Source organism: Flavobacterium soyangense (genome assembly GCF_015277675.1).
GTDB lineage: Bacteria > Bacteroidota > Bacteroidia > Flavobacteriales > Flavobacteriaceae > Flavobacterium > Flavobacterium soyangense.
In genome coordinates, this window is the sequence record NZ_JADHEC010000049.1 from 1 (window position 1) to 16,640 (window position 16,640).

At 32.2% G+C, this 16,640-nt stretch carries 18 protein-coding genes and 1 pseudogene; 13 read left to right on the plus strand and 6 right to left on the minus strand.

Annotation, left to right across the window (positions count from 1 at the left end):
* The first annotated feature begins 216 nt into the window (after positions 1-216).
* From IR213_RS14975 to IR213_RS14995, 5 genes are all read left to right on the plus strand, one after another.
* Positions 217-879: a hypothetical protein gene (locus tag IR213_RS14975; RefSeq protein WP_194313110.1), complete on the plus strand. Its 663-nt coding sequence runs from the start codon at positions 217-219 to the stop codon at positions 877-879.
* The gene (locus IR213_RS14980) at positions 876-2,309 is read left to right on the plus strand and encodes a glycosyltransferase family 2 protein (RefSeq protein WP_194313111.1); all 1,434 of its coding nucleotides are present in this window, start codon (positions 876-878) and stop codon (positions 2,307-2,309) included. The genes IR213_RS14975 and IR213_RS14980 overlap by 4 nt, the downstream gene beginning before the upstream one ends.
* Entirely contained in the window at positions 2,306-3,556 is a 1,251-nt protein-coding gene (locus tag IR213_RS14985) for a YaiO family outer membrane beta-barrel protein (protein WP_194313112.1), read from the plus strand. The genes IR213_RS14980 and IR213_RS14985 overlap by 4 nt, the downstream gene beginning before the upstream one ends.
* A gap of 32 nt (positions 3,557-3,588) precedes the next feature.
* Positions 3,589-3,945, plus strand: coding sequence for a response regulator transcription factor (locus IR213_RS14990; RefSeq protein WP_194313113.1), 357 nt, complete (start codon positions 3,589-3,591; stop codon positions 3,943-3,945).
* Between the two features lie 96 nt (positions 3,946-4,041).
* Positions 4,042-5,391 (plus strand): DEAD/DEAH box helicase, encoded by a 1,350-nt coding sequence (locus IR213_RS14995; protein ID WP_194313114.1) that lies wholly within the window; start codon positions 4,042-4,044, stop codon positions 5,389-5,391.
* A 58-nt stretch (positions 5,392-5,449) separates the two neighbouring features.
* Here IR213_RS14995 and IR213_RS15000 read toward each other — a convergent pair whose 3' ends face one another.
* Positions 5,450-6,556: a lactonase family protein gene (locus IR213_RS15000; protein ID WP_194313115.1), complete on the minus strand. Its 1,107-nt coding sequence runs from the start codon at positions 6,554-6,556 to the stop codon at positions 5,450-5,452.
* 170 nt (positions 6,557-6,726) lie between these two features.
* Here IR213_RS15000 and IR213_RS15005 point away from each other — a divergent pair.
* A pseudogene (locus tag IR213_RS15005) lies at positions 6,727-7,926 on the plus strand (IS4 family transposase).
* A gap of 107 nt (positions 7,927-8,033) precedes the next feature.
* Here the strand turns inward: IR213_RS15005 and IR213_RS15010 are convergent.
* Positions 8,034-8,897, minus strand: a complete 864-nt coding sequence (locus tag IR213_RS15010; RefSeq protein WP_194313116.1) for a hydroxymethylglutaryl-CoA lyase — start codon at positions 8,895-8,897, stop codon at positions 8,034-8,036.
* Between the two features lie 37 nt (positions 8,898-8,934).
* Positions 8,935-9,954, minus strand: a complete 1,020-nt coding sequence (locus IR213_RS15015; protein WP_194313117.1) for a quinone-dependent dihydroorotate dehydrogenase — start codon at positions 9,952-9,954, stop codon at positions 8,935-8,937.
* A 228-nt stretch (positions 9,955-10,182) separates the two neighbouring features.
* Between IR213_RS15015 and prmA the strand changes: the two genes are divergently transcribed.
* Genes prmA through IR213_RS15030 form a run of 3 tightly spaced genes read left to right on the plus strand, consistent with a single transcriptional unit; the run spans position 10,183 to position 11,965 of the window.
* Positions 10,183-11,016 carry a 50S ribosomal protein L11 methyltransferase gene (gene prmA, locus IR213_RS15020; protein WP_194313118.1) on the plus strand — a complete coding sequence of 278 codons (834 nt, stop codon included), beginning with the start codon at positions 10,183-10,185 and terminating at the stop codon, positions 11,014-11,016.
* 17 nt (positions 11,017-11,033) lie between these two features.
* Entirely contained in the window at positions 11,034-11,648 is a 615-nt protein-coding gene (locus tag IR213_RS15025) for a class I SAM-dependent methyltransferase (protein WP_194313119.1), read from the plus strand.
* A gap of 41 nt (positions 11,649-11,689) precedes the next feature.
* The gene (locus IR213_RS15030) at positions 11,690-11,965 is read left to right on the plus strand and encodes an ATP-dependent Clp protease adaptor ClpS (protein WP_194313120.1); all 276 of its coding nucleotides are present in this window, start codon (positions 11,690-11,692) and stop codon (positions 11,963-11,965) included.
* A 10-nt stretch (positions 11,966-11,975) separates the two neighbouring features.
* Here IR213_RS15030 and IR213_RS15035 read toward each other — a convergent pair whose 3' ends face one another.
* Complete coding sequence (locus IR213_RS15035; RefSeq protein WP_194313121.1) at positions 11,976-12,389, minus strand: DUF6691 family protein; 414 nt, start codon at positions 12,387-12,389, stop codon at positions 11,976-11,978.
* A 2-nt stretch (positions 12,390-12,391) separates the two neighbouring features.
* Positions 12,392-12,949: a YeeE/YedE family protein gene (locus IR213_RS15040; protein WP_194313122.1), complete on the minus strand. Its 558-nt coding sequence runs from the start codon at positions 12,947-12,949 to the stop codon at positions 12,392-12,394.
* A 164-nt stretch (positions 12,950-13,113) separates the two neighbouring features.
* Between IR213_RS15040 and IR213_RS15045 the strand changes: the two genes are divergently transcribed.
* The 3 genes from IR213_RS15045 to IR213_RS15055 all read left to right on the plus strand — a co-directional run bounded on the left by IR213_RS15045 (position 13,114) and on the right by IR213_RS15055 (position 15,470).
* Complete coding sequence (locus tag IR213_RS15045) at positions 13,114-13,569, plus strand: 2-dehydro-3-deoxyphosphooctonate aldolase (protein WP_194313123.1); 456 nt, start codon at positions 13,114-13,116, stop codon at positions 13,567-13,569.
* A 62-nt stretch (positions 13,570-13,631) separates the two neighbouring features.
* Positions 13,632-14,450: a 3-deoxy-8-phosphooctulonate synthase gene (gene kdsA, locus IR213_RS15050; protein ID WP_194313124.1), complete on the plus strand. Its 819-nt coding sequence runs from the start codon at positions 13,632-13,634 to the stop codon at positions 14,448-14,450.
* A gap of 99 nt (positions 14,451-14,549) precedes the next feature.
* The gene (locus IR213_RS15055) at positions 14,550-15,470 is read left to right on the plus strand and encodes a hypothetical protein (RefSeq protein WP_194313125.1); all 921 of its coding nucleotides are present in this window, start codon (positions 14,550-14,552) and stop codon (positions 15,468-15,470) included.
* Positions 15,471-15,515: 45 nt separating this feature from the next.
* Here the strand turns inward: IR213_RS15055 and IR213_RS15060 are convergent, their stop codons facing one another.
* Complete coding sequence (locus IR213_RS15060; protein ID WP_194313126.1) at positions 15,516-15,866, minus strand: DUF1801 domain-containing protein; 351 nt, start codon at positions 15,864-15,866, stop codon at positions 15,516-15,518.
* 67 nt (positions 15,867-15,933) lie between these two features.
* Here IR213_RS15060 and hemG point away from each other — a divergent pair, with 67 nt between their 5' ends.
* Positions 15,934-16,464 (plus strand): menaquinone-dependent protoporphyrinogen IX dehydrogenase, encoded by a 531-nt coding sequence (gene hemG / locus IR213_RS15065; protein ID WP_194313127.1) that lies wholly within the window; start codon positions 15,934-15,936, stop codon positions 16,462-16,464.
* Positions 16,465-16,640 lie beyond the last annotated feature (176 nt).

Genomic DNA, 16,640 nt, shown 5'->3' on the forward strand with positions numbered 1-16,640 from the left:
CAATATCTTTGGAACTCATAAATTTTGTTTTTTGTCACTCAAAATATATGAAAAAAAGGGCTTACTTTTAAAAGTAGCCCTTTCTGTTTAAAAATATTAATCGGTTAGTAGTGATTAATAATTTATAAAAATTTTGGATTTCATCATTACAGTAAAAAACTAATTCTAAATAAAAGATGGAATAATAAATTGTTAGGGATTTATCATTATCAAATTTTGGAATACAAAATTAAAACAGGCTACATAAGGCCATACGTAAACAACCATAAAAATAAATTTTTAAATTCAAATGCACTAATTGCGATGATTATTCTTTCTGATGAGAAGTTTGAACTTTTGGCAAATTATCAAAAAAAAATATCTCAGGCTGATGAAATTAAAATTTTGGATATTATTTATAATAAAAAATCAAGTTTGCCAAAAAAAATTGAAGATTGGATAGATTCTACAAACAACTCCATAGTAAAATTGGGAATTAAATTAATGGTTCGTTATAGAGAACAGTTAACCAATACTCAAATTAGTTTTTTGTTAAATAATCCTGATGAAATGGTTCGAAAAGAAACTTTGTTAGCTATTAGATATTTATATATTACTGAGTCAAATTTTATTTTAATAAATCATTATTTAAAAGAAAATAATAAGCGAAATAAGATTTCTTTACTAAAAACATTTGGAGTTATTGGAAATCATGAAACCATTAATTTTTTATCCCCTTTTTTATTGAAAGAAAAGGATCTGGAAATAAAATTCGAAATGGTAAACGCTATCAACTCTATCGACAGAACTTTTTTTAAAAATTTCAAAATCGAGAATAAAATTGAAAATGACATAATAAATAGAATTCTTTTACACGTTACAAATCCTTATTTAAATTGAACAGACTAGAAAGTTTTTTAATCACATACGAGACCACCATTGGTTTTTATTCAAACAGTTATATATTATTTTATCTTTTTTTAGCCATACTTTCTTGGATTGCAATCAAAAGATACTATAATTCTAAATACTTCTTACTTAAAGAAGTATTGGTTAAATCTAATCATTCCCTTGGTGTTTCTATTGTTGCGCCGGCATTCAACGAATCAACTACTATAGTTTATAATGTTAAATCATTACTGTTTCAAGAATATCCAAAATTTGAAGTGGTTATCGTCAATGATGGAAGTACTGATAACACACTTGAACTACTAATTAAAGAGTTTAGTCTTCAAAAAGTAGACTTTTTTTATCAAGAAAAAATACCGACCCAACTAGTTAGAGGACATTATAAATCTACGAATCCTATTTATTCGAAGCTCCTAGTGGTAGATAAGATAAACGGAAAAAGTAAAGCTGACGCTTCAAATGCAGGCATTAATTCAGCCAAATACGGTCTTTTTATATGTACTGATGTTGATTGCATTTTAAGGAAAGACACGATTTCTATGCTCGTAAAACCTTTTATTGAAAATACTGAAAAAGTAATTGCCACTGGAGCAGCGATAAGAATTTCAAACTCATGTGAATTTAAAGATGGAATGCTCTACAAATCTCATTATCCAGACAACTTTTTCGCTCGTTTTCAAGAATTGGAATACATCCGTTCGTTTTTGTTTGGCAGAATGGCTTGGAGTAAAATAAACGGTTTATTATTAGTTTCGGGAGGCTTGGGAATGTTTGATAAGCAAACGGTGATTGATGCAGGTGGTTACTGGCATAAATCCCTTGGTGAAGATATGGAACTCATTACACGAATGAGAAAATTTATGCATGATAAAAAAGAAAAATTTTTAATTATTTATATTCCAGAATCACTATGTTGGACAGAGGTTCCAAGCAGTATGACCATATTTCTTAGACAGCGAGTTAGATGGGGAAGAGGATTAATTCAAACATTGTATTTACATAAAAATATAGTTTTCAACCCAAAATATGGTAAAACTGGTTTTATCATTTTCCCTTATTTCATATTTTATGAATTTGCTGTTCCAATTCTTGAAGTTCTTGGTTTAATAGTTCTTGGAATTGACATCATATTCTTTGAAGTAAATTATGATTTTTTATTTTTCACTAGCTTAAGTGTTTATTTTTTTTACATATCAATTACACTAATATCCGTTTTTTTGGATCAATTAATTTACAAACATTATACAGGTATTAAAGAAGTTCTCATATTAATAGCAATGGTCTTTATTGAGCCGTTTGTTTTTCACCCAATAAATGTGTTTGCTTCACTGAAAGGTTATTGGCATTTTTTTAGACAAAAAGAACAAAGTTGGGGAGTTCAGACAAGACAAGGATTTAATGCTTCAAATCAACAATTATGAAAAAATTAATACTAATTATTTCTTTTAATTTTATTCTAGGTACAACAATTTTTGCGCAAAAAATTGATACCGACAGCTTGTTAGTAAAAACTTATTACGAACTAAACACTTCCAAAAACTATCCAAAGGCGATACAATTGGCTCAATTAGGCATTAAAATTTCTCCTAATTATTTAGACTTTTATGTTGCTTTAGGCAGAAGTTATATGATTACTAAAAAAATAGATAGTTCCCGAATCTCTTTTAATCACGTAATAGATAAAAACCCAAAATACAAGGAGGCATTTACCTATTTGGCAAAACTTGAAATTGAAGAAAAAAATGCGCCTAATGCAATAACGGTAATTGATAAAGGGCTGACTTACTATCCCGAAGAAAAAGATTTTTATTTCTTAAAACTTCAAGCTATCAATATAGAAAATGATGAAGACAAGTCATATTCCTTTTTAACTTTTTTAACAAAAAAATATCCATTAGACACTGATTTACAACAACAATTAATTGATTTGAAATTAAAATCCATTTCTGATCGGTTTGGGATAAATTACAACTATACTGCAATTAACAGAAGTGGAATTGGCCCATGGCATTTAATTGGATTGCAATATGTTAGGGAAAGAAAAAAAGTCACTTTAATTGGGAGAATAAATTATGCCGATAGACGTGCTTCTGGAAGCAGTATCAATTCCGGTGTTCAATATGAATTAGAAACCTATTTTAAAAACAATAAAAAAAGCTATTCCTATACCGATATAGCTTACAGCAATGATATAGTATTTCCTGAAATTAGACTTGCTTACTCTTATTTTCATAATTTCAACAAAGGTTGGGAAGCCGATATTGGAATGCGATATTCACAAACAATTAATAAAGATTTGTATTCAAGTGTTATTGGCATTGGAAAATATCTAGGTCCATACTGGTTAAATCTTAGAACGTATATACAATCTGATTCCGACAAAATTCATCCGGCTATTACGTTCACTACAAGATATTACTTAAACACAAGATATGATTATGCTTCTTTTACTACTGGATATGGAACTTCACCTGATGAAAGAATAATGCAAGAACAATTGCAACAAAGAGTTTCTTTAAATTCTTATCGAATTGGAGCTGGGTATAATAAACTTTTATACCAACATTTCATTACAGGATTTCAAGCTTCGCTCAATCACCAGGAATATATTCCAAACAAATTTCAAAATGAATTTAACTTATTTTTTTCAATCCAATATAAATTTTAATGCATATTAATTAATTTTAAAAAAAAACACTTATGAAAAAAATATTAATAATTGAAGATGATAATTTAATAATCAAAATTTTAGAATTTATTTTAAAAAAAGAAGGTTATGAAATTTATATAGCAAAAGATGGTAATCAAGGGATTGAAGAAATTTCAATTGTTAAACCTGATCTAATTATAACAGACATAATGATGCCATATAAATCAGGCTTAGAAATTACGGCTTATGTGAAAAAAAACCATCCTACTATTCCAATCATCATAGTTTCAGCTTTAGGCAAAGAAGATCAAACCGTTATTGAAGGGTTTAAACTTGGTGTAGATGATTTTATAGCCAAACCTTTTAATCCAATAGAATTAGTATTAAGAGTTAAACGTTTTGTCTAGATAAAGTTTATTGTTATTCGTTAAAAATGAAGCCATTGTATAAGTAAGTTTATGCATGCCTAAAAAAAGCGTACCTTTGCACAAAATTTACGTTTTATGACCACTTTCGAACAATTTAATCTTCCAAAATCTGTACAAAAAGCAATCGATGATTTAGGAATCGTATCACCAACTCCCATACAAGAAAAGACTTTTTCTGTTATTATGTCTGGTCGTGATATGATGGGAATTGCGCAAACCGGAACGGGTAAAACATTCGCTTATCTTTTGCCATTATTAAAATTATATAAGTTCACTCCTACTCATACTCCAAAAATTGTCATTCTTGTTCCAACACGGGAATTAGTGGTTCAAGTGGTAGAAGAAGTAGAAAAATTGACTAAATATATGTCCGTTAGAACTATCGGAATTTTTGGCGGTGTGAACATCAATACTCAAAAAACAGCTGTTTATCAAGGCACCGATATTCTAGTGGGAACTCCCGGAAGAACAATGGATTTGGCTCTTGACAATGTGGTTCGTTTTGATGAAACTCAAAAATTAGTTATTGATGAATTCGACGAAATGCTAAATTTAGGATTTCGCACCCAATTGACCGCTTTGTTGGCAATGATGCCTAAGAAGCGTCAAAACATCCTTTTTTCTGCCACTATGACGGATGAAGTTGACAAAGTTTTAAACGACTACTTTAATTATCCTGAAGAAGTTACACTTTCGGCATCAGGAACACCGTTGGAAAACATCACGCAAATTACGTATAACGTTACCAACTTTAATACCAAAATTAATCTTCTGAAACACCTATTGCAAACCAATGAAGATATGAGTCGTGTCTTGGTTTTTGTAAACAATAAGAAGATTTCGGATATGGTTCACGAACGAATTGAAGAGGATTTTGATGGACAATTTGGTGTAATTCACTCGAATAAATCACAGAATTATCGTTTGAGTACGATGGCTTCTTTTCAGGAAGGAAATCTTCGTGGATTAATCACCACTGATATTATGGCGAGAGGTTTGGATATTTCGAATATTACGCATGTAATCAACTTCGAAATGCCTGAGCTACCTGAATTGTATATGCACCGTATAGGTAGAACCGGTCGTGCGGATGCTACAGGAGCAGCAATCAGTTTCATCACGCCTCGTGAAGAAGAATCAAAATTTGCCATTGAATTATTAATGGATATGGAATTGCCAATCGAGACATTTCCTGAAACAGTAGAAATTTCATTAAAACTAATCGAACCTGAAAAAGACCGACAACCGATTAAGTTTTTAATGAAAAAACAAAAATTGGATGGTGATGGCGCTTTTCAAGAGAAAAGTAAAAAGAATAAAAAAGTCAATTTAGGCGGACCTGGAGTAACCAAGAAAAAAACGCACGGTTCTGTCAACAGAAATATGCTGAAAAACCAAGCGAAGAAACGCAAGGATAAAAAATAGTTTTTAATAGCAGTTTTCAGTAGCAATAAATACTGAAAACTGCTAATAAAACTGATACCTATTTTCCAAAAACCAAACAGACAGGTGAGCATAAAGCAATTCGTTTCCCAGTATCTGTTAGGACTCCGGTGGTTTTATTTCTTTTAAAAATCACTATCTCATTTGTATATTGATGTGCCACCAAAAGAAAATTTCCTGTTGGGTCAATGACAAAATTTCGAGGCCCATCTCCTAAAGTACTATTACGTCCTTCAAATTTTAATTTTCCGCCTTTTAGTATTTTAAAGATTGAAATTTGATTAGCTTCTTTTCTGTTTGTTGCATATAAAAATTTACCATCAGGCGAAATATGAATATCGGCAGCAGTATATGTTCCCCTGAAATCTTCTGATAAAATGCTAGCCTCATCAATCTTTTTCAATGTTCCGTTTGAATACCTAAAAACAGCTACCTTTCCGTCTAATTCCTGTAATAAGTAGACAAATTTTCCATCTTTACTAAAAGTCAAATGCCTTGGTCCGCCACCAGGATTGACTGAAATCGTACTTTTTAATTTTAAAATTTCATTACCACCGTTCGGATTGTATTGGTAAATATAAACCTTGTCAGTACCTAAATCATTGGCCAAAACATATTTTTTGTCAGGCGAAAAACAAACCATATGCACGTGTGGACTTGCTTGTCTTTTTACATTAATTCCATTTCCAAAGTGTTGCGAAACTTGTTTAGCTTCGGTAAGGCTTCCATTACTATTTTTACTAAAAACTGAAATATTCCCGCCAGAATAATTGGCCACAATCACATTTTTATCATCATTTATAATGTAACAAGGATCAGCACCTTTTGAATCTTGGACGTTGATGAAGTCGAGTTTCCCATCTTTTGGATTAAATCCAAAAGCGCTAATAGTACTTTTTTGACCGTTTTCGTTTACCGAATAGACAAATCGTTTATCATTGGAAACCGTTAAATAACTAGGATTTACTACATTTTCAGTAGCATTTTTAAAATTAAAATCTCCCGTATTTGAATCAAATTCATAAACATAAATTCCCTTGTTGTCGCAACTATTGGTATAGGTTCCTATTAATAAATTGACCTTGTTTTCTTGTGCTTGCAATGTTGCTAAAGCGAAAATGGAGAGAAGAAATAAAACGTTTTTCATATTTTTTAAAGTATCGAATTGAAAAACAAAAATAAGTGATTTGTTTTGGTTTTATTACTAAACTCAATGATTAATAAACATTGTTGTCCGATAAAAGTAAATAAAAAAGAAGCCATAAAAATGGCTTCTCAATTAAAATCGTAATTTGGTTTTGCAAAAGACAAAAAACGATGAGTAAAAGTAATTATTTTTCCAGTAAATCTGTTTTCGGACAGCTGATTTCTTTAATTGACGATAAAATTATAAAAGATGCGGTCAAAAAGAACGATTCAGATAGATATGTAAAGCGTTTTAAGAGTAAAGACCATCTGATAAGTATGCTATTTTGTTCTTTTGCCAAGTGTAATTCACTTCGAGAAGTATCTGGAGCAATGCTTGGATTGTCTGGTAAAACAGAAAGTTTTCAGTTGAGTCATATTCCAAAACGAAGCACTTTATCAGATGCAAACAAGAATAGAAAGATTGATTTTTTTGAAGATATCTATAATAAGTTGTTGTTCGAGTATGGTTCGGTTTTGTCGGACAGCCGAATTCAAGATGTTCTAAAAAAGCAGGTTAAAATAGTCGATAGCACAACAATTAGTTTGTTTAAAGATATTTTGAGTTGTGTTGGAAGAAAGTCAAAAGACGGTAAAAGAAAAGGCGGAATTAAAGTTCATACGGTAATTAATGCAGATGAAAAAGTGCCAAGTTTAGTGTGGTTTAGCCCAGCGACAACTCACGACCATAATTTTTTAGAAAAGCTAAAATGCGATGACAATACCATTTATGTTTTTGATAAAGGTTATAATGATTACAAGGCTTTCAAGCATTTTACAGACAAAGAAACAGGATTTGTAACTCGAATAAAAGACAATGCAAATTATGATATTGTTACAGTAAAAGAAGTTTCAGATGAAATTCATAGCGGTGTTTTGTCGGATGAAATTATTGAAATAGAGGTTAGGGAAGGAAAAGAATCCTCAAAGTTAAAAGTCAGAAAAGTAAAATTTTATGACCGATAAAACAAAAGAGAATTTGAATTTATCACAAATTTATTTGAGTTAAGAGCTGATTTAATAGCAGCTTTGTACAAAATAAGATGGCAAATCGAATTGCTTTTTAAACAGTTAAAGCAAAATTATCCGCTGAGATATTTTTTAGGAGATAATGAAAACGCCATCAAAATTCAGATATATTGTGTTTTAATTGTCAATTTACTTATCGCTGTGATAAAAAAGAGGTTAAAAAGAAGTTGGGCTTTTTCAAACTTGGTTAGTTTTTGTAAAATCCATCTTTTCAATTATATCCATTTGATGAAATTTTTAGAAAACCCTGAAAAAGACTGGATTATTGATAAAGCTGAAATAGAACAACTATCATTTTTTTGACACCTTGTTTTAAGAAACGAGAGGTTTTTAAAAATTAAACAACTGAATAACAATTAAATGAAAAATAGAAAAAGCCGTTTTTATTTTTTATCGGACATTAATGTTTTTTAATGAAAGGTGCCAAATAATTTTGAGGCTTCATTATAACTGCTTTCAAAACTCATTGCGCTAATATTTGTGTTTTCTTTTTTTGTAGTAAAATAGGAAACTAATTTCTCAGTAGGCATATTTCCCGTTAAAACATCTCTCGCCATTGGGCAACCACCAAAACCTTGAATGGCGCCGTCAAAACGTCGACAACCAGCATTGTAGGCAGAGTCAATTTTCTCAAACCATTTATCTGGCGTAGTGTGCAAATGGGCACCAAATTCAATATTGGGATATTTAGGTATTAAATGAGAAAACAAATACTGAATCACATCGGGTGTTGAACTTCCAACAGTATCCGAAAGTGAAAGGATTTTTACGCCCATATCAGATAGTTTTTCGGTCCATTCGCCCACAATTTCCATACTCCAAGGATCACCATAAGGATTCCCGAACCCCATCGAAAGATAAGCCACGACTTCTTTATTGCTTTTATCTGCAATTTCCAGAATTTCCTGCAAAGTTACTAATGATTCAGCAATGGTTTTGTGTGTATTCCGCATTTGGAAATTCTCGGAAATCGAAAAGGGAAAACCTAAATATTGAATAGGTTGATGTTGACAAGCAGCGATTGCGCCTTGTGTATTAGCAATTATGGCCAATAATTTACTTCGGGTTTGAGAAAGATCAAGTTGTGCCAATACTTCGGCGGTATCCTGCATTTGCGGAATGGCTTTGGGCGAAACAAAACTCCCAAAATCTATGGTGTCAAAACCTACCCGAAGCAACGATTGAATGTAAGTCACTTTATTTGCCGTAGGAATAAATGTCTTTATTCCTTGCATTGCATCACGTGGACATTCTATAATTTTTATTGCTTCCATAGAAGCCCAAATATAAGAAAGTTTAAAGTCTTAAAGTTTAAAGTTTTTTTAAAATTGCTTTATTAATTTCCTTTATCAATCCTGGTCCTTCGTAGATAAAACCAGTATAAAGTTGGATTAAACTGGCTCCAGCTTCCAATTTCTCTATTGCATCTTTTGCTGAATGGATTCCTCCTACTCCAATTATCGGGAATGCTTTGTTGCTCTTTTCGGAAAGAAAACGGATCACTTCGGTCGAACGATTTTTTAATGGCTTTCCTGACATTCCGCCGGTTTCTATTTTGTTTTCAGAGTGTAATCCTTCACGTGACAACGTAGTATTGGTGGCGATAACTCCGGCAATTTTGGTTTCCTTTACAATATCGATGATGTCAAGTAATTGGGAATCGGTCAAATCGGGAGCAATTTTCAACAGGATTGGTTTTTGCTTTGGCATAACCAAATTCTGATTCTGCAATGTTTGCAATAATTGTTTCAAAGGCTCTTTTTCCTGAAGCTCACGAAGATTTGGTGTATTTGGAGAACTTACATTTACCACAAAATAATCGACATAATCAAATAGGGCATCAAAACAAATAAGGTAATCGGAAGTCGCATCTTCATTTGGAGTCAACTTATTTTTACCAATGTTTCCGCCAATTAATACTCCATTATTTTTCTTTAATCGTTCTACTGCCTCCAAAACTCCTCCATTGTTAAATCCCATCCTATTGATGATGGCGCTGTCTTCCACTAAACGAAATATCCGCTTTTTGGGATTGCCTTCTTGCCCTTTTGGTGTTACTGTTCCAATTTCGATGAATCCAAAACCAAAATTGGATAACTCTTTATATAAAGTGGCGTCTTTATCAAAACCAGCGGCCAACCCAACACGGTTTTTGAACTTCAACCCAAAAACTTCGGTCTCTAGTCGTTTGTCATTGATATTATAAATCAATTTAAAAAGAGATGAAATTCCAGGTATTTTGGATAAATTTCGAATGAGTGAAAAAGTAAAATAATGAACTTTTTCGGGGTCAAAACTAAAAAGAATCGGACGAATAAGAAGTTTATACATTATGTTGCGTGTTGTTGTGCAAAAATAGAATTATCTAATCGATTTAATAAATATTTAAACAAATTAATTTTCCTTCAATAGATTTTTGTTACACGAGAAATTCCTTTTGGACCAAGATTTCGAATATCCTTTAAAACTTCTTATGAAATGTATTTTGTATTATGTCTTCTGCAAACTGCAAACTGACCACTGCCAACTTTTTCATTACCTTTGCAAAAAATAAAACTTATGTCAAATATATATTTAGGCTTCCATTTTACGGTTGAACCAAAAGAGTTAGGTTCTGAAATTCTTATTGCTGAACTAGGAGAACTTCCTTTTGAAAGCTTTATCGACAGTGATTTGGGAATTGTTGCCTATATTCAAAAAGAATTTTATACAGAAGGAATTCTTGATGATTTATTCATTTTGAACTCTCCAGAATTTACCATTTCATATAAAATCGAAGAAATCGACCAAGTCAACTGGAACGAAGAATGGGAAAAGAATTTTGAACCCATAGATGTTGATGGAAATTGCCACGTTCGCGCTCCTTTTCACTCAAAAACAGATGCTGAATTTGACATTGTAATCGAACCCAAAATGAGTTTTGGAACCGGTCATCACGAAACGACACACATGATGATCCAGCATTTATTAGAAATGGATGTAGCCGGAATGAAAACTCTGGATATGGGTTGCGGAACAGCAATCTTGGCAATCTTAGCCGAAATGAAAGGCGCTGAACCTATTGATGCCATTGACATTGACAACTGGTGTTATTTAAATTCTATCGAAAATGCTGGACGTAATAATTGCAAGCATATTTCCGTTTATGAAGGCGATGCTGCTTTGTTACAAGATAAAAAATATGATTTGGTAATTGCCAATATCAACAGAAACATTTTGTTGAACGATATGCAAAGTTATGTGGATTGTCTAAATCCAAAAGGAACCCTATTATTAAGTGGTTTTTACGAAGAAGACATTCCGTTTATAGATGCTTCTTGCACCGAAAAAGGACTAACTTATGCTAAAAAGTTCGAAAGAAATAATTGGGTATCCTTAAAATATGTAAATTAGTATTCGAAAATAGAAAAATGGAAATTAACAGAAAAAATCATTGGGAAACGGTTTATGAAACCAAACAACCCAACGAAGTGAGCTGGACACAGGAAAATCCAAAAACTTCGCTTGATTTTATTCGGGAAACCCATTTAGGAAAGTTGGCAAAAATCATTGATATTGGTGGTGGCGACAGCAAATTAGTTGATTTTTTATTGGAAGAAGGGTATGAAAACATAACCGTTTTGGATATTTCTGAAAAAGCATTAGAAAGAGCCAAAAAAAAACTTGGTAAAAATGCTGAAAAAGTCAATTGGATTGTTTCTGATGTTACCGAGTTTAAGCCCGAAACTACTTATGATATTTGGCATGACCGAGCCACATTTCATTTTTTGACGACAGAGCAACAAGTAAAAAAGTATGTAGAAATCACCAAAAAATTTGTTGGTGGTTTTCTTGTAATTGGAACTTTTTCAGACCAAGGACCAAAAAAATGCAGTGGATTAGATATCAAACAATACTCGGAAATGGAGTTGGAAAATCAATTTTCAAACAATTTCAAGAAATTAAAGTGCATTACTGAAGATCATATTACACCTTTTGAAACGAAGCAAAATTTTACTTTTTGTGTTTTTAAAAAAATTAAATAGAACCATCTGTATTTTTATTTAACATCTAAAATTATCTAAAAATGAGTACAAAAGAAAAAATAAGAGAAAAAGTTAGCTTAAAACAAGCTACATCCATAAACAACGAAATTATAGTTTTTAATGACGATGTAAATACTTTTGACCATGTAATTGAGACCTTAATAAGGGTTTGTGAGCACACTCCTGAACAGGCGGAACAATGCTCATTGATTGTACATTATAACGGGAAATGCACTGTAAAAACTGGTAGTTATGACCAACTGAAACCACAATGCACCCAATTACTCGAAGCGGGATTAAGTGCCGAAATAGTATAGATTTTTAATTTTAATGTGGTAATTTATCTTTAAATAATCCGTAAAGGAAAGTTCCGAAAAGCGCTCCGAAAAGTACCAATATCATTGGCAAAAATCCAGCTCCAATTAATATAAAAATAGGTCCAGGACAAGAGCCAACCAATGCCCAACCCAATCCAAAGAAAATTCCACCAACCCAATACCGAGTAGAACCTGGTTCTTTATCGATAATTTCTATTGGCAATCCTTTGATATCTTTTATGTTTTTTCTTTTTATAATTTGAATTCCCACAACTCCTGTGGCAATGGCAACCATAATTATTCCGTACATGTGAAACGACTGAAATTCAAACATTTCATAGATTCTGTACCAGGAAACTGCTTCGGATTTTGTCAAAACAATCCCGAAAACAATCCCGACGAGTATGTATTTTAATGCCTTCATAACTAAAAAATTAAGGGGAAAATAAAATGAGTCATAATTAGTCCCCCAATAAAAAACCCAATTACGGCTTTTAAAGAGGGTAATTGAAAACTGCTTAAACCATAAATAGCATGTCCAGATGTACAACCGCCTGCATAACGCGACCCAAAACCGATTAAAACACCTCCGATTATCAATATTAAAATCTTTTTGGGAGATTGAAAAATAGCATTTCCAAATAAAGCATCGGGTAATAATTTCCCGTTTGGAGCATCGATACCAAGTTGTTTAAGCTGTACAATTGTTTTTGCGTTGATAACAACATTTGAAGCGTCACCCATAAAATGAACTGCAACAAAACCACCAAACATAGCACCTAAAACGACCAATAAATTCCAGCGTTGTGCTTTCCAATCAAAATTAAAAAAACCTATTTTCTTTCCCAATCCTGACATAGAACATAAGGAACGTAAATTAGTTGACATGCCAAAAGTTTTTCCAAAATAAATCAGGTTAAGCATCACCATTCCTATCAAAAATCCTGAAACATACCAAGGCCAGGTTTGAAAAATAAAATCCATACTATTTCTTTTATTTGGCGAAAATAATAATTCTACATTTATAAAGCAGAATTAAAGTAGAATTATTAAGGCATAATTGTTGTTTATGGCAGCAATACAGTTTAAATTTGCTGTTTAAATTACATTGAGAATTGTATGTGTCTAAGATTCTAAAAATCATAATTATGAAAAAAATAGCACCTTTTATTGCTCTACTAATTATTATCACTTCTTGTACAAGCACCCAATCAACTATAAAAAACATAGATGACAATGCTCCAACTCCAACATTGGGAAGTAACAATACATTTATAATAACAGAGTTCAGCAAAGACAAAAAATACGGCTATAACCCTGATTATCCTATCAATATATTTTATTATGGCGGCACTAATAACGGAAACATTAATCAAGAGCGTTTTCTCAATGCATTGGCTGGACCAAATGGAGAAAAAATTACCTATACAAAATTAGAAAGCTGCTGCCCGTTTCCAACAAAAAGAAGCGAAATGGGTGCCGGTTTACTCGATGTTTACCAATTAAGCTGGGAAGGGCAGCGAAATCCGGTTAAACTTTATTTAAATATTTATGAAAAAGGACTTCTAATGGTACCACTTGGACTTAGCCTGAAGAAAAATTAATTCTAAATCATAAATAGTAAATCACAAATCCTGACTATCTTTGCCCATTCAAAAATCTAACTATGAACATACAACATATTCCACAAATAAAACATACTGATAACGGTAACTTCTTTCTATTGGCAGGACCTTGCGCAATTGAAGGTGAAGAAATGGCGATGCGAATTGCCGAAAAACTAATTGGAATTACTGATAAATTAGAAATTCCTTTCGTTTTTAAAGGTTCATTCAAGAAAGCCAATCGCTCCAGAATTGACAGTTTCTCAGGAATTGGAGATGAAAAAGCACTGCGAATTCTCAGAAAAGTTTCTGAGACTTTTGGAGTTCCCACCGTTACCGATATTCATACCAATGAAGATGCGGTCATGGCTGCCGAATATGTTGATGTATTACAAATTCCCGCTTTCTTAGTTCGCCAAACTGATTTACTTGTGGCTGCTGCAAATACAGGAAAAATAGTCAACCTGAAAAAAGGACAATTTATGAGTCCGGAAAGCATGAAACATGCGGTGCAAAAAGTATTGGATTGTAACAACCAAAACGTGATGGTGACAGATCGCGGAACCATGTTTGGCTATCAGGATATGATTGTTGATTTCCGCGGAATTCCTACGATGCAACACTACGCAACTACAGTCCTTGACGTCACACATTCTTTACAGCAACCCAACCAAACTGCTGGTGTTACCGGCGGAAGACCTGATATGATTGAAACCATTGCCAAAGCCGGAATCGCTGTTGGTGTAGATGGGATTTTCATAGAAACTCATTTTGATCCAGCCAATGCAAAAAGTGATGGTGCCAATATGTTGCATTTAGACTATTTTGAAGCTTTAATGACCAAATTAGTTGCTATTAGAAAAACCATAAATACATTTTAATTTTTTTTACAAAATAATAACACTTTGAATTTCCATTGACCTATTTGGTCTTCATTATAACAACCCTAAATCTATCATTAATTTTAATTTTACGCAGCATTGAACAATCATTTTTTACATTCCGCATACGCATTTCTAATTTTATTTATTCCAATTAACACATTTGCACAAAACAACACTATCTTAAAAAAAAGATATACTGCTCACAACAAAGGAAAATTTACTGTTTCTTGGGGAGGAAATAGAGATAAATTTTCTAAATCAGATATTACATTCAAAGGAAATGACTATAATTTCACAGTTGAAAATGCAACCGCACATGACAAACCAAAAGGATGGCATATAGACTATATTAACCCAAATAAATTGACCATTCCTCAAACTAATTTCAAAATGGGTTACTTTATAACGGATCATTATAGTATTTCTATTGGTTTTGATCATATGAAATATGTATTCACACAAAATCAAACTGCTAACGTAAGTGGTTATATTAATTTACCTGCTGGTCAATCTGGATCTTATTACAACGGAGTTTATAATAATACCCCTGTAGATTTCTCTCAAAATGGTGCTCAGGAAGGTGGTTTTGAGAAAGGTACTACTCAGACAGGTATTCCTGCTTTTTTAATTTACGAACACACAGATGGTTTGAACTACGTCAATACAGAATTTTCAAGACATGACGATATTTCGAAATGGTTTAGTTTGCCTAATACAGATAAAATTCAAATTAATTTAACTGAAGGTTTAGGTGCAGGACTTTTATACCCTAAAACAAATGCAACTGTTTTAGGAAAAGAACGCCATGATGATTTTCATGTTTCGGGTTATGGGACATCGCTCAAAGCCGGAATAAATTTTACCTTTTATAAAAATTTTTATTTGCAAGGTGAATTAAAAGGTGGTTATATCAACATGCCGGACATAAGAACAACAATCAGTGCTGATGATACCGCATCACAACACTTTTTCTTTTTTGAAAAAATAATTACATTTGGTGGTATATTTAAGATCTAACTTTAAAATAAACCATAATAAAAAAATCTCCTTTGGGAGATTTTTTTATTGGTACAAACTTTGAGCTTCCCTTATTACATCTTCCAAAATAGCATTGTCAATATCTTCTAAACTAAAGTACCGAAGTGATTTTACGGTTTTTCTTTTTTCGTCAACAAGATAGCCTTGGTTTCTTTTTAATAGAAATCCTCTAGCAAAACCGGCGTCAATAAAGTTTTTTTTATAATTGGGAGCCAAATAACAAAACGGCTTTTTCTTATAATAAAAATAAGGGACACCCCATTTGAACAGCAGCTCCAAATCAGGCAACTCTCGTTCAAATATACTTATCAAATGCAATACTATTGATTGATACTTTTCGGGTTGACAGAGAATATATTCATCAGCGAGCTTCATATTGTAAAGATAATTAAAAAAGACCATTAATTATCCTTAAATTAGTGCTTCTCAAAACTGATACGAAATGAAAACTAAAATCGGAATTCTATACTCCACTGTAGATGGACAAACCTTGAAAATCTGTAATGCCCTCAAAGAGATATTAGTCGAAAAAGGCAATACGGTCGAAATGTACTCAATCGAAGATTTTGACAAGGAAATAACCGATTTTGACAAGTTCATTATTGGAGCAAGTATTCGCTACGGAAAGCATAATCCAAAAATTATCGAATTCATTAACAAAAACAAAGCAAACCTTAATAAAACCGAAAACGCCTTCTTTTCGGTAAATCTTGTAGCGAGAAAATTGGAAAAAGCTTTGCCCGAAACCAATCCTTATTTCATCAAATTTCTCAAAGAAATTGATTGGATCCCTAATAAATCTGCTGTATTTGCAGGAAAACTAGACTATCAAAAATATCCCTTTACCGACAGATTAATGATTCAATTGATAATGTGGATGACAAAAGGACCAACCAATCCAAAAACTAAAATCGAATATACAGATTGGGACAAGGTTAGAGAATTTGGAGTTTTAATAAACAATCACTACTAACCGATTAATATTTTTCAACAGAAAGGGCTACTTTTAAAAGTAAGCCCTTTTTTTCATACATTTTGAGTGACAAAAAACAAAATTTATGAGTTCCAAAGATATTGAAAAAAAGTTTGTCGGTCAGCCGATTTTCAAACAACTAATAGATTTTATTCCAAAAAACAAGTTTGACATTC